The sequence below is a fragment of the Paraburkholderia ribeironis genome, from assembly GCF_900019265.1.
GTDB classification, from domain to species: domain Bacteria; phylum Pseudomonadota; class Gammaproteobacteria; order Burkholderiales; family Burkholderiaceae; genus Paraburkholderia; species Paraburkholderia ribeironis.
The window spans coordinates 23,316-29,620 of sequence record NZ_CYGX02000067.1; the positions used below are offsets into that span (position 1 = coordinate 23,316).

A 6,305-nucleotide genomic window follows, 5' to 3' on the forward strand; every position below is an offset into this window, starting at 1 on the left:
CTCACAGGAATTTTTTGAACTGGCCTTTTAGACTTGAGATGTGGCGGATTTTTATCGAATCCCGGCCATACCTCTTTCGCAGCGAACCGTTACAGCAAACGCCACATTGCCTTCAAAATCATCCACAGGTGAAAATAGAGCCGCGGGTTAAACCCGAAGTTGTACGCATACAGGTGGGACAGCGCGAGACGCAATCCGGCGCGCGGCTCGCGGTTTTGCGCATGCAGCGACACAACGATCGGCACGAGTCGGCGCAAGGCAAGCTTGCGTGCCGGCTCGAGCGCCGGCGGCAGTTCGAGACTCTTGACGAAATGCCATGCGGTTAGTGTCGCCGCGCTTGTCGTGCCGCGCGTGGTCTGCGAAATCGAGACGTCCGTTTTCCGGTAATAAGACACATATTCGTTCAGATAGCACACACGGCGTGCGGCGAGACATAGCTCCGTACCGAACACGAAGTCGCAGCACGTCCCGTACTGCTCCTTGTAGCCGATCCTCTTTACGAGTTCCGCGTTAGCGAGCCAGCCGTTGTTCGGAAACATCTGTATGAGACCCACGCGTCCCGGCGGTTCCTGGATGCCGGCCGCAACCGGGGTTCGATGAAAGTCGGCGTTAAGCCTTCGGCTCGCGTCGGGGGCGACGCGGCCATGCTGATCGACTTCATATTGATTGCCAAATGCGACTTCGAGGTCGGAATGGACGCTCCATTGCTCGAGCAGCCTTGCGACACCGTTCCTGACCAGGTAGTCGTCGTCGTGCATCAGCAGGATCCTGGCGCCGATCGCTCGCGCAAAAAGGCTGGCGACATTACGCGCCTGTCCGAGCGGCGGCATGTTGCGCTGGTAGCGTATACGCTTCTCATGCCCGTAACGCGAGGCGATCAACCGCTGAGTGTGGTCATCTTTCGAGTCGTCGCCGATCACGATCTCGATGTTCGTGTGCGTTTGCATCAGACACGAATCGATGCATTGGGCGATCAGGTGCGGGCGATTGCACGTGGGCAGACAGATGGAGACCTTAGTATTCGTTGTCGTCATGGCTTTGTTCGGAAGTGGACCGGCCAACCTTTCGTAGACATCTTCGAGCCATAACTTATGGCTACCCAGGAGGTCAGTATGAGCGGCAAGCGGTACACGGATGAGTTCAAGATTGAGGCAGTCAGGCAAGTCACTGAGCGCGGTCATTCGGTGGCGGATGTGGCGCAGAGGTTGGGCATCAGACCCCACAGCCTGTACGCCTGGTGTTCGATTTCCGTCTGGCCTGCCAGTGCACTCACAACCCGCTGCCATACACCCTTGCACGGGGCGCGCCCCTGCCCGAAAGGCAGAAACTCTTGCCGGCGTACTACACTGAGCGCAGTCGAAGGGAGCGGCCGTTTGCTTTTTGGTGACTCATCCCGTTAAAAAAACGGGGTCCAAGGACCGATGCGGACCCAGCATTGGTGACGCCGTGAGGCGATCTCTTTCGGCTCGCAGTTTGATGTGGTCGCGGTCGGCCCAGAACGCGACGCCGAACCTGTGCGTTCGTTCCGCAGTTTCATGAAAGAGCTTCACGAGCTTGCCGACTGGCTCAAGCAGGTGGGAATTAGCACGGTGGGCGGCCCGCCGCGCGGGTCTACGACGAGATTACGCTTGCTGCCGATCTTGCCGCGATCCGTTGGGTTCGGTCCGGTCTGCGCCCCCGGGGGCTGGCCACCGTTGCGCCGTCGATGCTGGCTCGACTCCAGTCGATTTGGTCGTGTTCGCGTAGGCGCTTGAGCAGAGCCAAATGCAGCCGCTCCCAAACGCCGCTGACCTTCCAGTCTCGCAGGCGACGCCAGCACGTCATGCGGCTGCCAAAACGCAAGTTCTTCAGGTAGGTCTTCCCACGGGATGCCGCTATGCAGAACAAAACAGGATGAAGTTCAGCACCGCCCGAACATCCACACGCGGACGGCCTCGTTTGGCCGACGGCTCCACAACCGGCGGCAGCGATTGCAGCGCCTTCCACAATTCATTGCTGATCTTCTTTCATGCCATGTCACCTACAACGCCAAAAGTGCATGGCGCGATGACCTGGTCTTTCTTGTTAGCGACTCTTAACCCGTTGGCCTCCGCTATTAACGAACGACTTCAGTCTTTTACGTTCTCGCAACTCTCCGGACCGTCCCCCCGCTCTTACCATTTGAGATGTTCCAGCGGCGCCAGCTTCTCCGTTAACAACAAAATACGCCCCTGAAGTCAGGAAAAGGATCTTTGCAGTGTTGGACATTTCGGTTCTCCGGAGTTCATGTGACGCAAGAGCGATGGTCGTGCCAACAGCCCAGATAACCGCTCGAATCGGAATTCCCCGTTTTTCACGACAAACACGTCGACAATGAAGACACACAGTGTCGCGAATGCGACACTGTGTGTCGCTAGTCTTCTGTCCCATAAGAAACTTTATGAAGTCGGTAGTACGTATGATCGAGCTTACGCTTACTTGAGAAACGACCATAGGACGAGCCGGTATTGCACTGGAACAGAGGTGGCGCCGCTTGTTCGGACAGGGTCGCGAGATTTTTAAGGCAGTATGACTTTCCGACCTCTCCGAATTTCCGACCCCACATCTATTCCTTGAACCTAGGTTGAGAGACTCTATCAAAGTGGTGTGTCAAAGTCCCAGCGTTGCCCGGTTGGCGCGCGTACAGCGCCTCTTCAAGTGCATCCAGAACGAAGTCCGTGGACACCGACGAACTTACGCGCCAGCCAACGATGCGACGGGCGAATACGTCGATCACGAAAGCCACGTACAGCCAGCCCTGTCATGTCGAGACATAGGTGAAGTCCGGCCAGGATCGGTGACAATACGGCTCTCCACACAGGCCTTAGGAAAACCATGCCGCAACCGCTCACCATCGATTTCGTTTCCGACATTGTATGCACCTGGTGTGCAATCGGCCTCTCGTCGCTGCAACTCGCGTTGTCGCGCCTCGGCGATGCAGTGGGACGCGCAGCTCGTCGTGCATCCGTTCGAACTGAATCCGCAGATGGGCCCCGAGGGCGAGGCGATTGTCGACTATCTGGGCAAGAAATACGGGCGCACGCCTGAGCAGATCGAGCAAACGCAGGCAATGATCCGCGAGCGCGGCGCGAACGTCGGTTTGAACTTCGGCCCGCGCACGCATGTCTACAACACGTTCGATGCACACCGCCTGTTGCATTGGGCCGGCCTCGAAGGCAAGCCGTTGCCGCTCAAGCTCGCGTTGCTGCGGGCCTATCATTCCGATGGCCGCGATCCGAGCAATCATGACGTGCCTGTCGAAGCAGCCCAGTCTGTGGGACTGAATGCCGACGCGGCGCGCAAGGTGCTGCAAAACGGCGACTATGCCGACGAAGTCCGCGCGGAAGAACACGAATTCCAGTCGCAAGTCATTCAGTCGGTGCCGGCCATCATCTTCAACTGCCGCTATCTGGCGAGCGGCGGGCAGCCTGTCGAGACATCGAGCAGGTCATCAGGCAGATGCTGGCCGAAACGTGATCCGGCACTTTCGCGTGTGAACGCCTGCGCACGATCAGGCTCGTTATGACCGAAATGAAGTACTGCAAAAGGGCTCCCGTTCATGGTTGCAAAACGAATCCATGCCGCGTTGCTCGGCTTCGCGCTGCTGGCGCTTGCCTGCGTGTGCCATGCGCAATACGCGACCGACTGGCTCGCCAATACCTATGGCACGCTGGCCGCGCACGTGGGCAACGGCGCACGTTCGATGTGGGTCGCGCCGGAAGGCGTGATCTATACGTCGTCGCTGTGGGACGAAAACGAGGGCGGGGTCGCGATCTATCAGAGCGGCCAGAGCCTCGGTTCGATCGGCACGCACGCTGATTTTCAGGGCAGCGCGATTACGGGGAATGCGACGTCGATTTTCACGGCCTTGCAGTACAACCGGTCGTTCGGCAGCGGCTCGGCAGGGCGTTACAACCGCGCAACGAAAGCGCTCGAACTGCGCATCCCCGTCAGCGTGTGGACCGGCATACCTCACGCCGATGTCATCACCGGCCTCGCCACGGCGGGCGCGTTGCTCTATGTCAGCGACTTCTACGGCAACCGCGTGCGCGTCTATACGACGGACGGCGTGTGGCAGCAGGACATCGCCGTATCGGGTCCCGGCGCGCTTGCACTCGATAGCGCGGGCAATCTGTGGGTCGCGCGCAAAAGTGCTGGCGTGGTAGCGCAGTTCAGCGCGGGCGGTGCGCCTTTGAACACGATCCAGATGCCCGCAGCATCGCGGCCTTCGGCGCTGTACTTCGATGCGTCGACGGGACGCCTTATGGTCGGCGACGAAGGCCCCGACATGAACATCAAGATCTACAACGTGGCGGGCGCGCCAACGTTGGCCAGTACGTTCGGCATTCAGGCCGGTTATCTGGACACGACCACCGGAATCAAAGGCCAGGTCGGCGACAAGCGCTTCGCGCGCGTCGCGGGAATCGGCAAGGACGCAGCAGGCAACCTGTACGTGCTCAACAATCCGTGGGGTGGCGGCTGGGACCTTGGCCGCAATGGCCCGACCGATCTGCATGCGTATGACAGCGCCGGCAACTTGAAATGGAAGCTGCAGGCGCTGAATTTCGAAGCGGTAGCGGCACCGGACCCCTCGACGGACGGCGCGTATTTCTACAGCGGTGCGCACATTTACACGGGCAGCGCGGGCGGCACTTTCGTTGCGAATACCGTCGACCCGTTCACTTATCCATCGGACCCGCGCCTGAACATCAACGACACGCAGCGCGGGCAGCACTTCGGTCAACTCGTCACGGTAGGCGGCAACCGTATACTGGTCGCGTCGGGCCAGAACCCGGATACGTTTAACTTCTATCATTTCAATGCGGCAAGCGGCTACATTGCGATACCGGATGCGTCGCTGCCGGGGCCCGCGTTCAATACGACCGTGAAGGTGACGGGCGGCTTCTGCATCGATAGCCGGGGCGATGTGTGGGCGGGCCTCGATAGAGCCAACCATATCTATCACTACCCGCTCACGGGTTTCGACGGAAACGGCAAGCCATTGTGGGGTCCTGCCGTCCCGATCAGAATCCCGCTGAGTATCCGGCCGCTCACGCGCATCATCTATCTGCCCGAGACCGACACGATGATTCTTGCGCAAGGCGCGGCGGGCAGTTGGGACTGGACGGCGATGCAGTCGCGCATCGAGGTCTATCACGGCTGGAGTGCGGGCAATACCACCCAGCCTCAGCCTGTGATCAATCTCACCAGTGCGAATCCGAAGTCGATTACGGCAGCCGGCAATTACCTTTTTGTCAGCTATGTTCACACGGTGCCGAACATCGACGCGTTCAATCTGGACACCGGCAATCTGGACGCAACGCTCATCAACAACAGTCCCGGTACTGTGGATGTCGGCAACGACGTCGATTCGATGTACGGGCTGCGAGCGTTTCTGCGAGCAAGCGGTGAGTACGTGATCACCAAAGACAACTACAACGGCTCGAGCATCATCGTGCATCGCTGGACGCCGTAAGCAGCGTGCGACTGTCTGTCAGGTCCGGTTCAGGCTAATACACCTGAAGCGCGGCACCAGCTCGACAGATTCTCGCGTTTTCCACGGAGCGCGCCGATGAATCAGTTCGGCCTTGTACAGGCCATTGATCGTTTCAACCAGCGCATTGTCGTAGCTGTCGCCGCGGCTGCCGACGGATGGTTCGATGCCAGCTTCGGCCTGCCGCTCGCTGTATCGAATGCTGACGTATTGCGGTCAACGTGCCGTCGTTGTCTGGTTGGCGAGCGGACAGGGCTTGTTCAAGCGCATCCAGAACGAAGTCCGTGATCATCGACGCACTAACACGCCAGCCGACAATGCGCCGGGCGAACACGTCGATCACAAATGCGACATAGAGCCAGCCCTGCCACGTCGAGACGTACGTGAAATCCGAAACCCAGAGCTGGTTCGGCCGGTCGGCCTTGAACTGGCGCCTCACCCGATCCAGCGGGCGCGCAGCGACAACATCGGGAATGGTCGTGCGAAGCGCTTGCCACGAATCACGCCGCGCAAACCATGTTGTTTCATCAGCCGCTCGACCGTGCAACGTGCCACCGTAATACCTTCCCGGTTCATCTGCTTCCAGACTTTATCGGCCCCGTAGACCTGCATGTTGGCCTGCCAGACTCGCTTGATTTCCGGACGCAGAAACTCGTCGCGTTTCGCTCGGGCACAGCGCCGCGACGGATCGCGAAGCTGTGCGGCATGACGCCGATAACCCGACGGTGTAATCCGCAAGACCTTGCAGATCGACTCGACCCCGAAGGTGTCGCGATGCTGATCGATAAAGGCC

General features: G+C 59.4%; 2 protein-coding genes and 5 pseudogenes. 3 read left to right on the forward strand and 4 right to left on the reverse strand.

The window, feature by feature from the left end:
* Window positions 1-89 precede the first annotated feature (89 nt).
* Window positions 90-1,034, reverse strand: coding sequence for a glycosyltransferase family 2 protein (locus BN2475_RS26430; protein WP_094782416.1), 945 nt, complete (start codon window positions 1,032-1,034; stop codon window positions 90-92).
* 78 nt (window positions 1,035-1,112) lie between these two features.
* On the opposite strand from BN2475_RS26430, the pseudogene BN2475_RS26435 reads away from it, so the two are divergent.
* A pseudogene (locus BN2475_RS26435) lies at window positions 1,113-1,238 on the forward strand (transposase); the annotation flags it as partial.
* A 341-nt stretch (window positions 1,239-1,579) separates the two neighbouring features.
* Here BN2475_RS26435 and BN2475_RS26445 read toward each other — a convergent pair.
* Window positions 1,580-2,000 (reverse strand): annotated as a pseudogene (locus BN2475_RS26445) (transposase); the annotation flags it as partial.
* Between the two features lie 602 nt (window positions 2,001-2,602).
* Window positions 2,603-2,803, reverse strand: a pseudogene (locus BN2475_RS26450) (DDE-type integrase/transposase/recombinase); the annotation flags it as partial.
* Window positions 2,804-2,853: 50 nt separating this feature from the next.
* Between BN2475_RS26450 and BN2475_RS26455 the strand changes: the two are divergent.
* Both BN2475_RS26455 and BN2475_RS26460 read left to right on the forward strand, forming a co-directional pair.
* A pseudogene (locus BN2475_RS26455) lies at window positions 2,854-3,495 on the forward strand (DsbA family oxidoreductase).
* An 82-nt stretch (window positions 3,496-3,577) separates the two neighbouring features.
* Window positions 3,578-5,494, forward strand: coding sequence for an SMP-30/gluconolactonase/LRE family protein (locus BN2475_RS26460; RefSeq protein ID WP_094782417.1), 1,917 nt, complete (start codon window positions 3,578-3,580; stop codon window positions 5,492-5,494).
* A 57-nt stretch (window positions 5,495-5,551) separates the two neighbouring features.
* Here BN2475_RS26460 and BN2475_RS26465 read toward each other — a convergent pair.
* Window positions 5,552-6,305, reverse strand: a pseudogene (locus tag BN2475_RS26465) (IS3 family transposase); the annotation flags it as partial.

What these genes read in the sequence shown, in the direction of transcription:
- BN2475_RS26430 (WP_094782416.1), bottom strand. Translation starts at nt 1,034, where the DNA reads ATGACGACAACGAATACTAAGGTCTCCATCTGTCTGCCCACGTGCAAT.
- BN2475_RS26460 (WP_094782417.1), top strand. Translation starts at nt 3,578, where the DNA reads ATGGTTGCAAAACGAATCCATGCCGCGTTGCTCGGCTTCGCGCTGCTG.